We start from the raw sequence: 16,542 nt of genomic DNA, 5'->3' as shown, positions 1-16,542 counted from the left end.
TAAAGCTACTTTTACAAAAGTAGTGTTTATTAACCGTTTATCAACAAAATCAACCGTTAGTCTTAGTAGTTCTTGAATCTATGTTTTAATCGCATACACTTATAATCAGATAATATTTATTTGGTTTTATTATGTATTCACACCCAATTAAGCGGCACAAAGGCTTCACTTTAATCGAAGTACTTATTGCCTTTATCATCCTCAGCTTTGGTTTGTTAGGCGCCGTTGCACTGCAAGCAAAAGCTAAGCAAGCTAGTTTCGACTCTATGCAGCGTGCCGCCGCTGTGGCGTTAGGTAACGACATTATTCAGCGCATTCGAGCAAATGATACTGTTAATATAGTTAGTAATTACGAAGTGGTTCTAAAAAGCTCAGCGAATAGTGATACTTTTTCGAGTTGCTTTGGTGCAGTCTGTAGCTCTTCTGATATAGCAAAATTAGATATAACACAGTGGAAGCGTGCCATTCGAGCTAGCGAAAATACGGGAACTTTAGATGATGCCACAATATGTATAAATCCAACCTCAGTAGCAGATACTGGAGGGAAAGGGTTCAACATTGAAGTAATTATAGCATGGCAAGGGCGGCAAGAGTTCAAAGCAAATACGAATACAGGAAAAGTTACCTGCGGTGATAAAACTAATAATAAACGCCGTTTAGTGGTTTTAACCAGCTATATATATGTTAGGAGCTAACATGAAGCAAAAAGGCTTTACGCTAGTAGAAGTAATGATTTCGTTATTTATAGGCGGTTTAATTCTTGGTGGCGTTATGTTTACTTTTATTAGTATGAAAGTAACCACAAAAGACACTATGACTATCGGTGAACTCCAGGAGTCAGGACGTTTAGCTATAAATATTATGCAACGCGATATCGAGCAAGTTGGCTTTTGGGGAACTTATTATGATGACTCGTTCACAGCAGTAAATACAACCGTTTCTGCAACGACGATTACAGGTGATTGTTCAGATGGGACTAATAACGGCAGCTTTCCAGATTTAACCAGTAGTAGTAATTTTCGTACTATTTATGCAAAAACTACTACGAGTAAAGATAACCTAAATTGCATAAACGATGGCATTATTCCTGAAGATAATAAAGAGACCGATATTCTTCAGCTCAAGTTTTTACAAGGTGATCCTCAATATGATGCTGTTGCAGGTACTAATACTACTAGCGATAAAATAAATTATTTTATCGCAGAACAAGAACAAGCAAGTTTTGTAACCGGTAAACATACCCCAACAAATGTCAATGCAACTATTTGGCCATATAGTCATCATGTTTATTATATTAAAGAAGAAAAATATTTAGTAAACAATAAAGAAATAAAAGTCCCCGCATTAAGACGAAAACGATTAGTAAATGGAAAAATGACCTCTGAAACGATAATGGAGGGTGTTGAAAACATGCGTTTTGTATTTGGACTCGATACCGATAGTGATAGTCGAGTTGATACTTATAAAAGTATCAACAAAATAACGCCAACAGAATGGGAAAATCGTAAAGGTATTTTAACAGTTCAATTGTTCTTATTAATTAGAGCACTACAGCCGGACCCTGGTATAAAAATCAAAAAACAAGAATACACATTAGGTGATGGGCCTGAAAAACGAGTTTTAAAATTTGATGATAGTTATAGGCGAACTGTTTTTACAACAACTATTCGTTTGAGTAATGTTGGAGGAAACTTATGGAAAATTTAAAGTTATTACCCAGTAAGCAACAAGGTGTGGTACTTATAACAGCATTAATTATGGTGATAGCTGTTACCGGCATTGCAGTTACCCTAATGAGTAGTAGTACGATTGATATTAAAATAACGAATGCTGCTCAGGAAAGAGAAGTAGCTGAGAATGAGTTAATTGGTCAAGTGCAAAAAGTAATTGCAATAGAGGCAAAAAAAGGGAAGAACAGCAATTTTTTTCTCACTAAGAGTGAAACTATTACTCTTGGAAAGGATGAAAATGGTAACGAATTAGAAAAAAAAGAAAAAGACATATCATTGCTTGGCAGTGAAATGAAAAGCACTATGATTAATTTAAATTCGGGAACTTTAGAATTAAATTGTCCTCGCAGTTACAGCTACACAGCTGGCGTTTCTTGTAATATGGTGCAAGTATCTACCACGATTAATTATGGTTCTAAGAGTAAGCATCAGTTAACTATTGTTACAGGTGTGTCACAAGAAATGGCTAATGTAGGGAAGGGGATTTAATATGAAACTTATGTTTAGGAATTTATTTACTTTACTATTTTTTACTTTTAGTTCACTAGTTGTTGCTGATGATATTGAGATTTACGTAAATAAAGATGTAAAACTTGATGAAAAACCAAGAGTTCTTTTTATTTTTGATACGTCAGGAAGTATGGACGAGGAAGTTACATCAGCAGGCACAAGAGAGCGATGTTATATAAAGGAAAGAGAAAGCTACTTCTTTGGGCTTTTATGGCGTGATGTATATGTGGAACTAGGGCAGTGCTATGAAAGTAAAAGCAGCTATAGTGAATATAATAAACAATGTTACATAAACATTGGAGGTAGTTACAACCCCAATTATCAACCAAGTTGTGTTGATGAAGTTGAAGGTGGGACAAGGCTTGAGGTTGCAAAAAGAGCTGTAAAAGGTTTAATAAATGACAACAGTGATATTGACTTTGGTTTAATGCGTTTTAATTATAACGCAGGTAATGAACCCGGTGGCGGCTATGTGCTTGCTAGAATAGGTGCAAATGAAAATACACTGATTAATAAAATCAATGAGCTACCTGCGTATGGTTCAACTCCATTAACAGAAACTTTGTGGGAGGCATATTTATACATCACAGGACAAAATCTTAAATTTGCGAAGAGGGTTAACGGCAGAGATAAAAGCATTGATGAAAATAGCAAGTACATATCACCTTTTAAACAAGATCAAGGAACTCCACTGCGCTGTGATAATTCTATTAATATTATTCTTATAACAGACGGTGAACCTCAAAATGATGATGAAGCTGATGGAAGTATAAATAAAGAATATAAAGGTATATTTGGAGCTAATTCGAGTTCATTTGGGAGCTATAAAAGTTATTTAGTAGCGTTAGCCAAAATTTTATATGGTACAGAGACTATATCTGTTGATTTATATCCTCAGACCTCTGAGGTGATTGATACGGGTAGGCTTTTTACTATAGGTTTTGGTGATGGAATGGGTGAAAATGCGCTCAAACTTTTAGAAGAAGCAGCTAAGGTTGGTGGTGGGGATTATTTTGAAGCTAAATCAGCAGCAGCCCTTTCTTCTGCACTTAAAAATACAATTTCACAAATTAGAGAAGAAAATAGTACTTTCATTTCTCCATCAGTGGCCAGTAATAACGTAGATCAAACTCGAAGTCGAGATGCAATCTATTTTGCTATGTTTTATCCAGATAAAAGTACACGTTGGCGAGGTAATTTAAAAAAATTAAAAGTATCAGACGGAAAGATTATTGATTCATCGTTAAAGTTAGCGCTCAATGAAGATGGATTAATTAGTAAGGATGCAAAAACCTTTTGGTCTGTTAATAATTCTGCAGATGGTAATTCGGTAAAAAGTGGTGGCGTTAATGCAATGCTGGCAACTATAAAGGATAAAGATCGTAAAGTGCTAACGGATATCGGCTTGTTTAAGGCCGACAGTATTATTGATGCTATGGGTGAAAATCAGGCAGCTAGTGCTTTCTTAATTGATAAGTCTGAGCTTGAAAATACGATTAATTGGGCGCGTGGGGTTGATGTTGATAATAAGAATCCTGAAAGCGAGCAGCGTAATGATATCTTTGGTGATCCGCTACACTCTAGGCCTATAGCAATAGATTATGGTAATAATGATATACGTATACTGATTGGTACTAATGCTGGCTTTTTACATATGTTTAAAGATGACGATGTAAATAATGAAGTTAAAGAAAGTTGGGCGTTTATACCGTCTGTACTTTTTAAAATAATTAAACCATTAAGAAAAGCAGAGTCTGGAAAGCAATATGGTATGGATGGGCCTATTAGCGTGTATTCCAAAAATGAAAGTCTCAATAGTGATAACGTTAACGATGGTATTGTAAATGTATCCAAAGGGGATAAAGTTTTAGCATTTGTTGGAATGCGTCGTGGAGGAAAAAATTATTATGCTTTTGATATAACCGCTCCTGATAATCCAAAGTTAAAATGGACTATAAAGGGAGGTGAAGGAGACTTCACAAAACTGGGTCAAACTTGGTCAAAGCCGCAAGTGGCATTTATAAAAGCTTTTGGTGATAAACCAGTACTGGTTTTTGGTGGTGGTTATGACACAAATAAAGATACTAGCTCAGAGGCTGACTCTGTAGGCAATAATATTTATATTGTTGACGCAAATACAGGTACTAAGCTTTGGTCATTACTAGATAATAATAATTTTAAAGGAAAACATAGTATTGCTGCAGATATAACTCTACTAGATTCTGATTATGATGGTTATATCGATAGAATATATGCTGCAGATACAGGAGGTGATATCTGGCGTATAGATATGCCTGGCGATAAGAAAGGAGCTTTTAATCACCATAAATTAGCTCAATTAGGTATTGGAGCAGATAGACGTTTTTTTTATAAACCAGTGATTGCACGAACGCTGTTTAGTAAAGTAACAATAATTGGAGAGGTTATAACTAGACTAGACTCTCCATATGATGCAGTTGTCATCGGTAGTGGTAAAAGAACGAATCCGAATGATTCAAAAACTGCAGACCAATTATTTATGATAAGAGATGAAAATACAGTTACAAAATCATTTACAGGTAAAGAACCTACACCAACCATGCCACATGATTTAATGGTTATGAACGATGATCCATTTGAGAAAACATTAAATAGTAAAAATGGAAAAAGTGATATAGGAGGATTCGTTAAATTAGAAGCTGCTTTGGCTTTAAAAAAAGGTTGGCGATACGAACTAAATACGGGTGAAAAGTCATTAGCAGCTGCTACAGTTGTGGGTGGGGTTGCTTATTTTACCTCATTTACACCCGCTTCAGACTCCTCTACAAAAAACCAGTGCTCACTTAGTGGTGGTGGTGGTTCGCTTTATGCTTTTCACCTTCATTATGGTACTAAGGTATATGATAAACTGAAGTTTGATACAAGCAATGAAGTACCCGATACACCACAATTGTACTTTGGTTCATCGTGCGCAGATAGTGATGGTAATGGGGTGTGTGATGATAACCCTGAAGAGGAAGTGAAAAGTCAGTTTTATTTAATTGGCCCGGGTATTAAAGGTGAGGATGCAGAAAACCCGCTGCAACCGCTTGAAATAACAGGGCCAGGATTAAAAGTTACTAACGGAAAAATACAACTCGTAAAAGATAAGGCGTTAGGCTTTGGTTTTAAAACCCAGCAAACTTACATTTATAAGCGCGAAGAAAATGACGAAATTATACCTGATGAAGAAGACTAAGGGACTTTAAATGAATCAAAAACAACATGGATTTACCTTAATTGAGCTGATGATAGCAGTTGCTATTGTCGGCATACTTGCAGCAATTGCACTGCCTAATTATACAGAATATGTAAAGCGTGCCTCGCGAGCAGAAGCAGTTGCAACATTATTAGATGCAGCTAATAAGCAAGAGCAGTACTTTGTAGATAATAGAGAATATACAACATCATTAGATGATTTAGGTATAAATGCTAATACTGAAAATGGGCATTTTAAGCTATCGATTTTGCTTGAAGATAAAAAAATGTCATTTACTATAACAGCTAAACCAGTAGCGGGCCCGGTAAAAGGAGATGGTGATTGCACTGCGCTATCTATAACAGATATAGGTATTAAAGGTGCGCAAGGGGCAAAGACAAGCGAAGGAAAGAATATTGACTACTGTTGGGGAAGGTAATTAGAGTTACCTTTCCTGGCATTTATCAGTCGATTTAATACGTATTCTGCCAGTTTGACTAACAGATAAAGCCAATCCATCGAGAACGGCTTTATCTGTATTAGGGCAATATATAAAAGTCCCATTTTGAAAACCGTTTAATGAGCCATCGGGTCTAAAAGTAAGTGCTTCTCGGGGGTACTCTAAGCTATCAAGCTCATGGGTGTGCTCAAATGTACTTAGCATTAGCTCATCGTTATTAATAGAAGTAGATTTATCGTTATCGATAAATAACGATACTTGCTCTCCCCAATCCCCCTTTTCACATTCATTGTTTTTTAACGCGCATAAAGTTACGTATGTATCATTTTCTATGGCGTAAAGGCGAGCAAAGTTTATATTGCGATATAATAAATTAACCTGGTTATCAGCGCGGTTTAATGCCAAAAAGTCAGGTAAAAACCACATAGAAAATAGACTAATAATAGCAACAATAGCAATTGTTACCATTACTTCAATTAAGGTTATACCATGGGTTTTTGTTGAGTATGCGATTAACTTCATCCCTGAAGTCCTAAATTAAGAAGTGATTATTTTAGTTTAGTAAACAATCAAAAAATAACAATGTAAGGTTTACCCTTAACTGCATTTTTGCGTAGTATCACCAAGGTAAAAAGCAGTACCAGAGGCAGATACGTTAAGTGCTTTATTATTCTCGTTATCGCTATTAGGACAATATATAAAATCCCCAGGGCTTGTGGTAATACGACCACTGGTGTTAAAACGAAGGCTGTTAACTTTACCGCTATATTGCACTTTATCATTTCTAGAAACGGCCTCCATTACACGCAATAGGCTATCATTATCTTTTTTGTAGTTGCCATCACGATCAGCATCGACAAATAAAATAATACTACTCGACGCTCCCCATTGGCTTTGACAAGTTAAAGTTGGTTGACTGCTTGCAACATTAGCGCTAGAAGCAGGACATACAACGACTATTTCATCGGTAGTAGCCGCTTGCGAGCGCGCATAACTAATATTACGTTTTAGTTCTAATAAAAAGTTCTCGGCGCGGTTTTCCTCTAGCATGTCGCTACTGTTCCACAATGCAATGGTGGCAATAATACCTACAATAGCTACGGTCACCATCAGCTCGAGTAAAGTGAATCCGTATTGTATTTTTTTCATATTGATCCCGTAGGTTACTTATTGTTTTAGTATAGCTATTTTTATTAGCATAATTATAGCATGGCAGATTGTTTTATCAGCGTAATACAGTCACTTTGTTTGCTATGAGCCTTGTGATTGTCTAAAATCGAGGCAACTGTAGCTTTAAAAAGTAATTAATATGAAAAAAATAGAAGCAATCATTAAACCTTTTAAGCTTGATGATGTGCGTGAAGCCCTATCGGAAGTAGGCATCACAGGTATGACAGTAACTGAAGTTAAAGGGTTTGGGCGTCAAAAAGGCCATACCGAGTTATATCGTGGTGCGGAATACATGGTTGATTTTTTACCTAAAGTTAAATTAGATATTGTACTTGGCGATGATGATGTTGACCGTGCAATTGAGGTAATAATTAAAACGGCACAAACAGGAAAAATTGGTGATGGTAAAATATTTGTCACTGAAGTTGAGCGTGTTGTGCGTATTCGTACTGCAGAGGAAGATGAAGAAGCGATTTAAGCTTTATTACAACAAGTACGCTAAAAAGGCGCTTACTCAAGTTAGTAAGCGCCTTTTTAATTAATTATTTATTTCTGCTGTTAAAAATTCGTGTTTGTTTAGCATCTTCGCTAAGTTCACTTAAGCCTAGCTTATCGTAGCTTTTTTCCATCATTTCAAGTGCAGAGTTTAAGTAGCTGCTTTGCGAGTAATGTTCTACTACAAACTTACCGCGGTTAGCAGCTGCTAAGTAGGCTTCACGCTCATAATAGTAAGTGGCCACTTTTAGCTCATACCTTGCCATACGGTTTAACAACCACACTAAACGACGTTTTGCTTCTGGGGCGTAGTCACTTTGTGGAAAACGCTTAACTAACGTTGATAAATCGGTAAAGGCCACACGTGTACGGTTAGCATCGCGGTCAGCTCTATCAACACCAAAATATTCTTGGAATGCGTTTTTATCGGCTTTAATGTTAACTAATCCACGCATGTAATACATGTAGTCTAAATCTTTATGATTTGGGTTTAAGCGAATAAAGCGGTCGATTGTTGCTAGTGCTTGCTCGGTATTACCCGATTGGTAATGCGCATACACTAAATCCATTTGTACTTGTTTAGAAAATGGGCCAAACGGGTAGCGAGAGTCAATTGCACTTAAAAGTTCGATTGCGCGTGCATATAAACCAGAATCTAAAGTTTGCTTAGCATCTTCATACAAAGCGTGAGCCGATTTATTAGGTACACGTTGAATATCTTCTTGGTCAGGAGCCGACGAACAAGCACCTAAACTAAGCACTGAAACTGAAAAAACAATGGCGAATGCACGTTTCCCTATTTTATTTATCATTTTATTTGTTACCTTCGTTGTCTACGGCTAGGCCAAGTCGGTAAAACCGAGTAAACTATGCGTATTATATTATGCTTTTATTAAAAGCGATTCTAACCCAGTCGAGCAAAGCTTGCACTGGTAAATTGGGTAAAATTACTAATGTCAGAGCAAATTTCTCTTCAAGCCGACGTTCCAACCGATTTAGGTGGTAAACGTCTAGACCAAGTATTAGCACAATTGTTCCCTGATTATTCACGATCAAGGATAAAAACGTGGATTTTGGATGATAAAATCACTGTTGATGGCGAAATATTCAACACACCGCGCACTAAACTGCTTGGTGGTGAAGTACTTAATGTTGAAACAACCATTGAAGCACCTCGCGAATACATAGCGCAAGATATCAAATTAAACATTGTTTATGAAGATGATGATATTTTGGTAATTAATAAACCTATGGGTTTGGTAGTTCATCCTGGTGCAGGTAATCCAGATGGCACAGTGCTAAATGCATTGCTACATTACCACCCAGAAATTATTAATGTACCTCGCGCGGGCATTGTGCACCGATTAGATAAAGACACTACTGGCCTTATGGTAGTAGCTAAAACTATTCCGGCACAAACGCATTTAGTAACCGCACTGCAAAAACGTGAAAATTTCACGCGTGAATACGAAGCGCTTTGCAATGGTACAATGACCGCTGGTGGTATGGTTGAAAAGCCTATTGGCCGCCATGCAACGCAACGTACGCATATGGATGTACATGAACAGGGTAAGCCGGCGATTACGCATTATCGTGTTGCTGAAAAGTTTCGTGCTCATACACGTTTACGTTTACGCCTTGAAACCGGTCGTACTCACCAAATACGTGTGCATATGGCTTATTTAAATCACCCGCTTATTGGTGATCAGTCTTATGGCGGCCGTCCGCGTCCACCTAAAGGAGCAACGCCTGAGTTGTTTGAGTTACTGCGTAGCTTTAAACGCCAAGCATTACATGCAGTTAAATTAAGTATTGCGCACCCAATTACGGGTGAAATGATGACCTGGCAAGCACCTATTCCAGATGACATGGTTGCTATGACACTGGCACTGCGTGAAGACACAAAAGCTAATCCTGACATAGATAGATAATGCAGTTTTTATCAGCAGCATGGCAAGTCCCTATAACAGGTGTGAGTACATTAAGTACCACACGTGTAGGCGGTGTTTCAGAAGCGCCGTTTAAGAGTTTAAACTTAGGGCTGCATGTTGGTGATAATAAACAACAGGTATTAAAAAATCGTGCATTGTTGAATAAGCATTTACCAAATAGTGCTGTATGGATAGATCAAGTTCATAGTAGCGATGTACTCATTGTTGATGAGCAATTTAAATTTAACGCTCACCATCGAGGAGATGCACTATATACACAACTAGTTGCTCAGCCTTTGGCAATAATGACCGCCGATTGCTTGCCCATTTTACTTGCCAGTAACGATGGAGAAGAAGTAGCTGCCATACATGCTGGTTGGCGTGGATTAGAGCAAAGTGTAATTAAAAATACGCTAAACTGCTTTAATGCCAAAAAAAGTGAAATAAGTGCCTGGTTAGGTCCCGCAATAGGGCCTGATAAATTTGAGGTAGGTAGCGAGGTGTTTGCATTGTTTAATGCCCAAAATCCTTTGTTTGCCAAAGCGTTTAAAGCGTGTGCAAACCAAAAGTACCTTGCCGATATTTATCACCTTGCATGTATTCAATTGCGTCAATTAGGGATTATAAATATTACCGGTGGTGAGCACTGTACGGTTTCTCAAACTGAACAGTTTTTTTCGTACCGACGCGACGGCCAAACCGGACGCATGGCAAGTTTGATCTGGCGCAACTAATTTATCAATATAATGATTATATTTTCTGCAACACCTTGAACAACCCCCCTAACATACCCATTATTTAAGCAATAAGTTTTATTAATAGGTAACCCCAATGCGTTTAGATAGATTTACCAGTAAATTTCAGTCTGCGCTTTCTGATGCGCAATCTTTAGCCCTTGGCCGTGATCATCAATTTATTGAGCCGGTACACTTAATGTATGCTTTGTTAAAGCAAAGCGGCTCAAGCGTGCGCGCGTTATTAGCGCAAGCAGGTGTTAGTGCTGACGAGCTTAATACTAAGCTATCCCAAGAAATAGAAAAACTATTTAAAGTGGAAGGCGTAGGCGGCGATGTGCAGCTATCGAACAACACTATATCCTTGATCAACTTATGCGATAAGTATGCGCAAAAGCGTAAAGATAAATATATTTCTAGCGAACTGTTTGTATTAGCAGCCTGCGACGATAAAGGCCCGCTGGGTAATATTTTTAAAACCTTAAATATTACCTCCGACAAAATAGAAACGGCCATTAATGCAGTGCGTGGTGGGCAAAAGGTAGATGATCCAAATGCAGAAGAAACACGCCAAGCACTTGAAAAATACACCATAGATTTAACTGAACGTGCAGAGCAAGGTAAGCTTGATCCGGTTATAGGTCGAGATGATGAAATTCGCCGAACAATTCAAGTTTTACAACGCCGAACTAAAAACAACCCAGTGTTAATAGGTGAACCAGGTGTAGGTAAAACCGCGATTGCAGAGGGTTTAGCACAGCGCATTATTAATGGTGAAGTGCCCGAGGGATTAAAAAACAAGCGGGTACTTTCGCTTGATTTAGGCGCGCTGGTGGCCGGTGCTAAATACCGTGGCGAATTTGAAGAGCGATTAAAATCAGTATTAAATGAACTGGCTAAAGAAGAAGGCCAAGTGATTTTATTTATTGATGAAATACACACTATTGTAGGTGCAGGTAAAAGTGATGGCGCAATGGATGCAGGCAATATGCTAAAACCGGCGCTTGCCCGTGGCGAATTACATTGCGTAGGTGCAACCACCCTTGATGAATATCGTAAATACATTGAAAAAGACGCCGCCCTTGAGCGTCGCTTTCAAAAAGTATTGGTAGAGGAGCCTTCGGTTGAGGACACTATTGCTATATTACGTGGCTTAAAAGAGCGTTACGAGCTACATCACTCTGTCGAAATTACCGATCCTGCTATCGTTGCAGCTGCGCAATTATCGCATCGTTATATTAGTGACCGTCAATTACCCGATAAAGCGATTGACCTAATAGATGAAGCGGGCTCTTCTATTCGTCTACAAATAGATTCAAAACCAGAGTCGTTAGATAAGTTAGAGCGCCGTATTATTCAATTAAAACTTGAAGACAACGCACTCGCCAAAGAAAAAGACGAAGCCAGTTTAAAGCGCCGTACTGAAATGCAAGAGCTGATCACCGATCTTGAAGGTGAGTACAATGAGCTTGATGAAATATGGACTGCCGAAAAAGCATCTTTACAAGGCACTCAGGTTATTAAAGCTGAGCTAGAACAAGCACGACTTGATTTAGATGTAGCTCGAAGAGCCAGTGATTTACAGCGTATGTCGGAGCTACAATACGGCCGCATACCAGAGCTTGAACGTAAACTTGATTTAGCATCGCAAGCAGAAATGCAAGAAATGACTTTGTTAAAAAACCAAGTGGGCGAAGATGAAATAGCCGAAATACTCTCGCGTTGGACCGGTATTCCAGTATCACGGATGCTACAAGGTGAGCGAGAAAAACTATTGCAGATGGAAGAAAAGCTGCATGAAAAAGTAATCGGACAAGATGAAGCGGTTGTAGCGGTGGCCAATGCGATTCGCCGCTCACGTGCTGGGCTTGCCGATCCTAACCGCCCAATTGGCTCGTTTTTGTTTTTAGGCCCAACCGGGGTTGGTAAAACAGAACTAACCAAAGCACTCGCCGGCTATATGTTCGATACCGAAAGTGCCATGGTGCGTATTGATATGTCTGAGTTTATGGAAAAACACTCAGTGGCACGTTTAGTCGGTGCGCCTCCTGGATATGTTGGTTACGAAGAGGGCGGGTATTTAACCGAAGCCGTTCGTCGTAAACCTTACTCAGTTATTTTATTGGACGAAATAGAAAAAGCACACCCAGATGTGTTTAATATTTTGCTACAGGTTTTAGATGATGGACGTTTAACCGACGGTCAAGGACGCACGGTTGATTTTAAAAATACCGTTATCATCATGACCTCAAACTTAGGCTCAGATATAATTCAAGAGCAAGCGGGTAATAACGATTACGTTACTTTGAAAGAAAAAGTGATGAATGTTTTAATCAATGAGTTTAGACCTGAGTTTATTAACCGTATTGATGAAACCGTTGTTTTCCACCCACTGGCTAACGAGCACATTAAAGAAATTGCTGATATTCAGTTGAGCAAATTACGAGAGCGTTTAACGCAAATGGGTTATTTACTCGAAATAAGCGACGCTGCTTTAGATCGTATTGCTGCAAGTGGCTTTGATCCGGTTTATGGTGCGCGTCCGTTAAAACGGGCTATTCAACAAACGATTGAAAATCCATTAGCACAAAAGTTACTCAATGGTGATTATATGCCAGGTAGTGTTGTTGTAATTGATGCAAATGACGACGGTTTAGTGTTTTCAAGCCGTTAAGCGTTATAAAGTAAAAACGAAAAAGCCGCTAACATAGCGGCTTTTTTATTAGAGTTTATAATTAAATTTTAAAAGTAAGCAGTAAGTCGTTGATCTTTCTTGAACCTTCAACTAACTCAGCAGCGCCTCTGGCAACATTAAAGCTTAAGTTTAAATTATCATCACCTAAGTTTTTAATCTGCTCCACATTAGTACCTATATCGTGGCTCACTACTTGTTGCTCTTCTGCAGCAGCCGAAATACCAGTAGCAAGTTGCGCTATTTCGCTAATTTGAGTGAAAATGCTATCAAGCTCTTGCTGCGTTTGTGTTGTAGTATTTACACAGCTGTCGGCTTGTTGTTTCGTATTTTGCATTATTTTTGACCAGCTAAACAGGGTGTCTTGAATTTCCTTTATTGAGCTGTGAATTTGCGCAGTGGCATTTTGTGTTCTTGACGAAAGCGCTCTCACTTCATCGGCAACTACAGCAAAACCACGGCCATGTTCGCCTGCTCTTGCAGCCTCTATTGCAGCATTTAGCGCAAGTAAGTTAGTTTGCTCGGCAATACCTTCTATTTCACTCATTACTTGGCCAATTTTATCGGCTTCTGAAGCTAGGCTATTAGCGGTTGTTGCTGCTTGCTCTACCTGAACGGCTAAATCAGAAACCATGGCATTATTATCGGCAATGTGTACTTTTATATCGGAGCAACTTTGGTAAGTAACACTTACTTTATCGGCAGTGGTGCAAGTGTTACTTGATATTTCACCTATAGTCGAGCTCATTTGCGCCATTGCAGATGCTATTTGCTCAAGCTGCGAGCCTTGCGATGAAATACCTTGCTCTGTAAGCGTTGACTGTTGATCTAAATTTAAAGCAATATCATTAAAGCTTAAGGTCGAATCTTTCATACGCCCTAGTACAGTGCGTAATTTAGCGCTCAGCATTTGCTCTCTGTAATCACTAATGCTGTGAGGGTGTCGGCCACTATATATATAACGAGATATAGAATCGGCTTGTTGTTTTTGCTGATTCAATATTCTTGGCGTTGTTATTAGCTCATCATAATTTAAAGCAAGTATAACTAAGCAAACCACTAAGCTAATTAGTGCAATAGCAAATGAAGCCCACACAGCAGTTGCAACTAACCAACATAATAAAGCAAATACACTTAAGCTTTGTCTTAAGCTTGTGCGCTCGCGCCAATTAAAAAATGACTTTTTAGCATTTACTTTACTGTAAAATAGTTCTGCACGGCGTTTTAACTGTGGGCTTAATTTGGTTCTTACAGATTGATATCCAATTAATTGGCTGTGCTCAAAAATAGGAGTTACAAATGCATCAACCCAGTAATAGCGGCCATCTTTACAACGGTTTTTAACTGCGCCGCGCCAAGAGTGGCCTTGCTTTAATGTTTCCCACATTTCTTTAAATGCAGCTTTTGGCATGTCGGGGTGGCGCACTATATTATGGTTCTTACCCATAAGTTCTGCTATATCATACCCGGCTATAGTACAAAATGCTTGATTAGCGTAAGTGATTACTCCGCGCAAATCAGTTGTTGATACCAGTTCTTGTTGTTCTTCGAAGGCCACTTCTTCATTTATTAAGCTTTGATTACGACGCATATTATTCTTTAATCATCCTTTGTAATACTTACTATTATACTTGCTTATATAAAGCGGTAGTAGGGTAATCCCATTATGAAGGTCACTCAGTTTATTTATTGCCTGTATTTATGATCTAAATCAAGATTAAAGTTATATAAGCTATATATAACATACCAGTATGGGACTAATACGGCTAATAGTTAGCTAATTATTTACTTTAGTACGGTTAGTTTTTGTTTTGATAAGATAAATAATAGTGCAAAGCAATTGTATATTTTGTATAGCAATGGCAAGATTATCGTTTATGGCGTTAAATAAAGCGTGTTTAAAGCAAAGCAGATACAATAGAACTATAAATAGTATTTTTTCTTAGTATTTATCTTGAGTATAGGTAATTAGACCCCATAACCTTATGATTAAGCCACTTGGCTCGAGGAAGTATTTTTTGGCAACACATGATCTAACAAACGCGCTTGACGCTCTTTCAGTAACGCAGCATAAACATGCAATTAACGGAATAAAACGTGGTATTGAGCGTGAGTCACTAAGAATTAAAAGTGATGGCGTTATCTCTGCACAAAAACACCCAGAAGGGGTGGGCAGTGCGCTTACCAATGGCCAAATTACGACCGATTTTTCAGAGTCGTTACTTGAATTTATTACCCCAGTTAGTGAATCGTCCACACAAACGCTGCAGCAATTAAAAGACTTACAAAAGTTTACCCTAGAAAAAATGGGTGACGAATTACTTTGGCCTATTAGTATGCCGTGCTTTATTGAACATCAAGACGACATAGTTATTGCGCAATTTGGCAGTTCAAATGTAGGGCAAATGAAAACGCTTTACCGTGAAGGGTTAAAAAACCGTTACGGCAGTATGATGCAAGCTATTGCTGGTGTGCATTTTAATATTTCGTTTCCAGATTCATTGTGGCAGTCATTACATACGCTAAAAAATAGCGACCTTAGTTTAGAGGATTTTATATCTGATGGTTACTTAGCGCTTATTCGTAATTTTAAACGTGAATTATGGCTGATCAGTTATTTATTTGGTGCATCACCTGCGTTATGTAGTTCGTTTTTACAGGGTAGAAAAACCGATTTACCATTTAAAAAGCTAGGTAAAGGCACCCTGTATTTAGAAGTAGGCACTGCGCTGCGCTTAGGTAACTTAGGTTACACCAATAGCGCACAATCATCACTGCGTGTAATGTATAACTCGTTAGATGAATATGTAGCTGGTTTGAAAAAATCAATTAACACACCTTCAGATATTTACGGCAACCTTGACGATTACACCAGCGAAAATCCAAAACAGTTAAATAAGAATATTCTGCAAATAGAAAACGAATTTTATTCGCCAATTCGCCCTAAACGTAATGCTAAAAACGGTGAAACACCAACAGATGCACTACTTAGAGCCGGTATTGAATATGTCGAAATTCGCGCATTAGATGTTAATCCATTTAGTGAAGTGGGCATAGATATAGAGCAGTTCCACTTTTTAGATGTGTTTTTAACTTATTGTTTATTAAAAAGCTCACCGGCAATGGATTGGGAAGAGCAAACACGCAGCACAGAAAATCTTGATACAGTAGTAAATAAAGGGCGAGAAAAAGGCCTTGAACTTAATTACTTTAATCAACCGCGTACCCTTCAATCTTGGGGTGAAGATATATTTTCGCAATTAAGTGAAGTGGCAAAATACATGGATACTGCCTACGGCGTTAGTTATTATTCAAGTACTATTGAGCGCATGGCAACTTGGATTAATAACCCAGAACTTACATATTCAGGGCGTTATGTAGCTGAGTTAGAAGCTTCAGGGCTAGATAACGGCCATTATGCGCTAGCAATTGCTGAAAAGTATAAGCAAAGCCATCAAGCTGCAGACTATCAAGTGTTTTCAAAGCAATGGTTAGAGGAGCAAGTTACACGCTCTAACGACGCTCAGCGTGCTATTGAGCAAAGTGACTCAGTATCATTTACCGCATTTTTAAATGCTTATTTTGATCCTAAATAAATAGTTA

The 16,542-nt window shown here is 38.2% G+C and carries 14 protein-coding genes; 10 read left to right on the top strand and 4 right to left on the bottom strand.

Annotated elements, in window-relative coordinates; translation table 11 throughout:
• Positions 1–131 precede the first annotated feature (131 nt).
• Genes pilV through AAEZ22_RS12485 form a run of 5 tightly spaced genes read left to right on the top strand, consistent with a single transcriptional unit; the run spans position 132 to position 5,896 of the window.
• Complete coding sequence (gene pilV / locus AAEZ22_RS12505) at positions 132–695, top strand: type IV pilus modification protein PilV (RefSeq protein WP_352297427.1); 564 nt, start codon at positions 132–134, stop codon at positions 693–695.
• Between the two features lies 1 nt (position 696).
• The gene (locus AAEZ22_RS12500; RefSeq protein WP_352297424.1) at positions 697–1,707 is read left to right on the top strand and encodes a PilW family protein; all 1,011 of its coding nucleotides are present in this window, start codon (positions 697–699) and stop codon (positions 1,705–1,707) included.
• Positions 1,695–2,219 carry a pilus assembly PilX family protein gene (locus AAEZ22_RS12495; RefSeq protein ID WP_352297421.1) on the top strand — a complete coding sequence of 175 codons (525 nt, stop codon included), beginning with the start codon at positions 1,695–1,697 and terminating at the stop codon, positions 2,217–2,219. Before AAEZ22_RS12500 ends, AAEZ22_RS12495 begins: the two co-directional genes overlap by 13 nt.
• Before the next feature lies 1 nt (position 2,220).
• Positions 2,221–5,457, top strand: coding sequence for a PilC/PilY family type IV pilus protein (locus AAEZ22_RS12490; protein ID WP_502935265.1), 3,237 nt, complete (start codon positions 2,221–2,223; stop codon positions 5,455–5,457).
• 10 nt (positions 5,458–5,467) lie between these two features.
• Positions 5,468–5,896 (top strand): type IV pilin protein, encoded by a 429-nt coding sequence (locus tag AAEZ22_RS12485; protein ID WP_352297418.1) that lies wholly within the window; start codon positions 5,468–5,470, stop codon positions 5,894–5,896.
• Between the two features lie 6 nt (positions 5,897–5,902).
• Here AAEZ22_RS12485 and AAEZ22_RS12480 read toward each other — a convergent pair whose 3' ends face one another.
• On the bottom strand, positions 5,903–6,439 hold the full coding sequence (locus AAEZ22_RS12480; protein ID WP_352297415.1) for a GspH/FimT family pseudopilin: 537 nt from the start codon (positions 6,437–6,439) through the stop codon (positions 5,903–5,905).
• A gap of 75 nt (positions 6,440–6,514) precedes the next feature.
• Complete coding sequence (locus tag AAEZ22_RS12475) at positions 6,515–7,066, bottom strand: GspH/FimT family pseudopilin (RefSeq protein ID WP_352297412.1); 552 nt, start codon at positions 7,064–7,066, stop codon at positions 6,515–6,517.
• A 160-nt stretch (positions 7,067–7,226) separates the two neighbouring features.
• Between AAEZ22_RS12475 and glnB the strand changes: the two genes are divergently transcribed.
• Positions 7,227–7,565 carry a nitrogen regulatory protein P-II gene (gene glnB, locus AAEZ22_RS12470; protein WP_011327621.1) on the top strand — a complete coding sequence of 113 codons (339 nt, stop codon included), beginning with the start codon at positions 7,227–7,229 and terminating at the stop codon, positions 7,563–7,565.
• Between the two features lie 64 nt (positions 7,566–7,629).
• On the opposite strand, the gene AAEZ22_RS12465 is transcribed toward glnB, so the two are convergent.
• Positions 7,630–8,394: an outer membrane protein assembly factor BamD gene (locus tag AAEZ22_RS12465; RefSeq protein WP_011327622.1), complete on the bottom strand. Its 765-nt coding sequence runs from the start codon at positions 8,392–8,394 to the stop codon at positions 7,630–7,632.
• A 141-nt stretch (positions 8,395–8,535) separates the two neighbouring features.
• Between AAEZ22_RS12465 and rluD the strand changes: the two genes are divergently transcribed.
• The 3 genes from rluD to clpB all read left to right on the top strand — a co-directional run bounded on the left by rluD (position 8,536) and on the right by clpB (position 12,921).
• Positions 8,536–9,513 (top strand): 23S rRNA pseudouridine(1911/1915/1917) synthase RluD, encoded by a 978-nt coding sequence (rluD, locus tag AAEZ22_RS12460; RefSeq protein ID WP_058372884.1) that lies wholly within the window; start codon positions 8,536–8,538, stop codon positions 9,511–9,513.
• Positions 9,513–10,247: a peptidoglycan editing factor PgeF gene (gene pgeF, locus AAEZ22_RS12455; protein ID WP_352283559.1), complete on the top strand. Its 735-nt coding sequence runs from the start codon at positions 9,513–9,515 to the stop codon at positions 10,245–10,247. Before rluD ends, pgeF begins: the two co-directional genes overlap by 1 nt.
• A 97-nt stretch (positions 10,248–10,344) precedes the next feature.
• Complete coding sequence (gene clpB / locus AAEZ22_RS12450; protein WP_352283561.1) at positions 10,345–12,921, top strand: ATP-dependent chaperone ClpB; 2,577 nt, start codon at positions 10,345–10,347, stop codon at positions 12,919–12,921.
• Positions 12,922–12,982: 61 nt separating this feature from the next.
• Here clpB and AAEZ22_RS12445 read toward each other — a convergent pair whose 3' ends face one another.
• A complete protein-coding gene (locus tag AAEZ22_RS12445) occupies positions 12,983–14,530 on the bottom strand; it encodes a methyl-accepting chemotaxis protein (RefSeq protein ID WP_352297408.1) in 1,548 nt (515 codons plus the stop codon).
• Between the two features lie 427 nt (positions 14,531–14,957).
• On the opposite strand from AAEZ22_RS12445, the gene gshA reads away from it, so the two are divergent.
• Positions 14,958–16,535, top strand: a complete 1,578-nt coding sequence (gene gshA, locus AAEZ22_RS12440) for a glutamate--cysteine ligase (protein WP_179807232.1) — start codon at positions 14,958–14,960, stop codon at positions 16,533–16,535.
• Positions 16,536–16,542: the final 7 nt, after the last annotated feature.

Source organism: Pseudoalteromonas sp. 20-MNA-CIBAN-0454, assembly GCF_040308685.1.
Classification (GTDB): Bacteria; Pseudomonadota; Gammaproteobacteria; order Enterobacterales; family Alteromonadaceae; genus Pseudoalteromonas; species Pseudoalteromonas nigrifaciens.
The sequence above is the reverse complement of the archived record's forward strand: the minus strand, read 5'-3'. Positions and strand labels throughout refer to the sequence as shown.

Excerpts from the sequence above, each read along its gene's own strand:
- AAEZ22_RS12480 (WP_352297415.1), bottom strand. The coding sequence starts at position 6,439 with ATGAAGTTAATCGCATACTCAACAAAAACCCATGGTATAACCTTAATT.
- AAEZ22_RS12490 (WP_502935265.1), top strand. The coding sequence starts at position 2,221 with ATGAAACTTATGTTTAGGAATTTATTTACTTTACTATTTTTTACTTTT.
- clpB (WP_352283561.1), top strand. The coding sequence starts at position 10,345 with ATGCGTTTAGATAGATTTACCAGTAAATTTCAGTCTGCGCTTTCTGAT.
- pgeF (WP_352283559.1), top strand. The coding sequence starts at position 9,513 with ATGCAGTTTTTATCAGCAGCATGGCAAGTCCCTATAACAGGTGTGAGT.
- AAEZ22_RS12475 (WP_352297412.1), bottom strand. The coding sequence starts at position 7,066 with ATGAAAAAAATACAATACGGATTCACTTTACTCGAGCTGATGGTGACC.
- glnB (WP_011327621.1), top strand. The coding sequence starts at position 7,227 with ATGAAAAAAATAGAAGCAATCATTAAACCTTTTAAGCTTGATGATGTG.
- pilV (WP_352297427.1), top strand. The coding sequence starts at position 132 with ATGTATTCACACCCAATTAAGCGGCACAAAGGCTTCACTTTAATCGAA.
- rluD (WP_058372884.1), top strand. The coding sequence starts at position 8,536 with ATGTCAGAGCAAATTTCTCTTCAAGCCGACGTTCCAACCGATTTAGGT.
- AAEZ22_RS12495 (WP_352297421.1), top strand. The coding sequence starts at position 1,695 with ATGGAAAATTTAAAGTTATTACCCAGTAAGCAACAAGGTGTGGTACTT.
- AAEZ22_RS12445 (WP_352297408.1), bottom strand. The coding sequence starts at position 14,530 with ATGCGTCGTAATCAAAGCTTAATAAATGAAGAAGTGGCCTTCGAAGAA.
- AAEZ22_RS12465 (WP_011327622.1), bottom strand. The coding sequence starts at position 8,394 with ATGATAAATAAAATAGGGAAACGTGCATTCGCCATTGTTTTTTCAGTT.
- AAEZ22_RS12485 (WP_352297418.1), top strand. The coding sequence starts at position 5,468 with ATGAATCAAAAACAACATGGATTTACCTTAATTGAGCTGATGATAGCA.
- AAEZ22_RS12500 (WP_352297424.1), top strand. The coding sequence starts at position 697 with ATGAAGCAAAAAGGCTTTACGCTAGTAGAAGTAATGATTTCGTTATTT.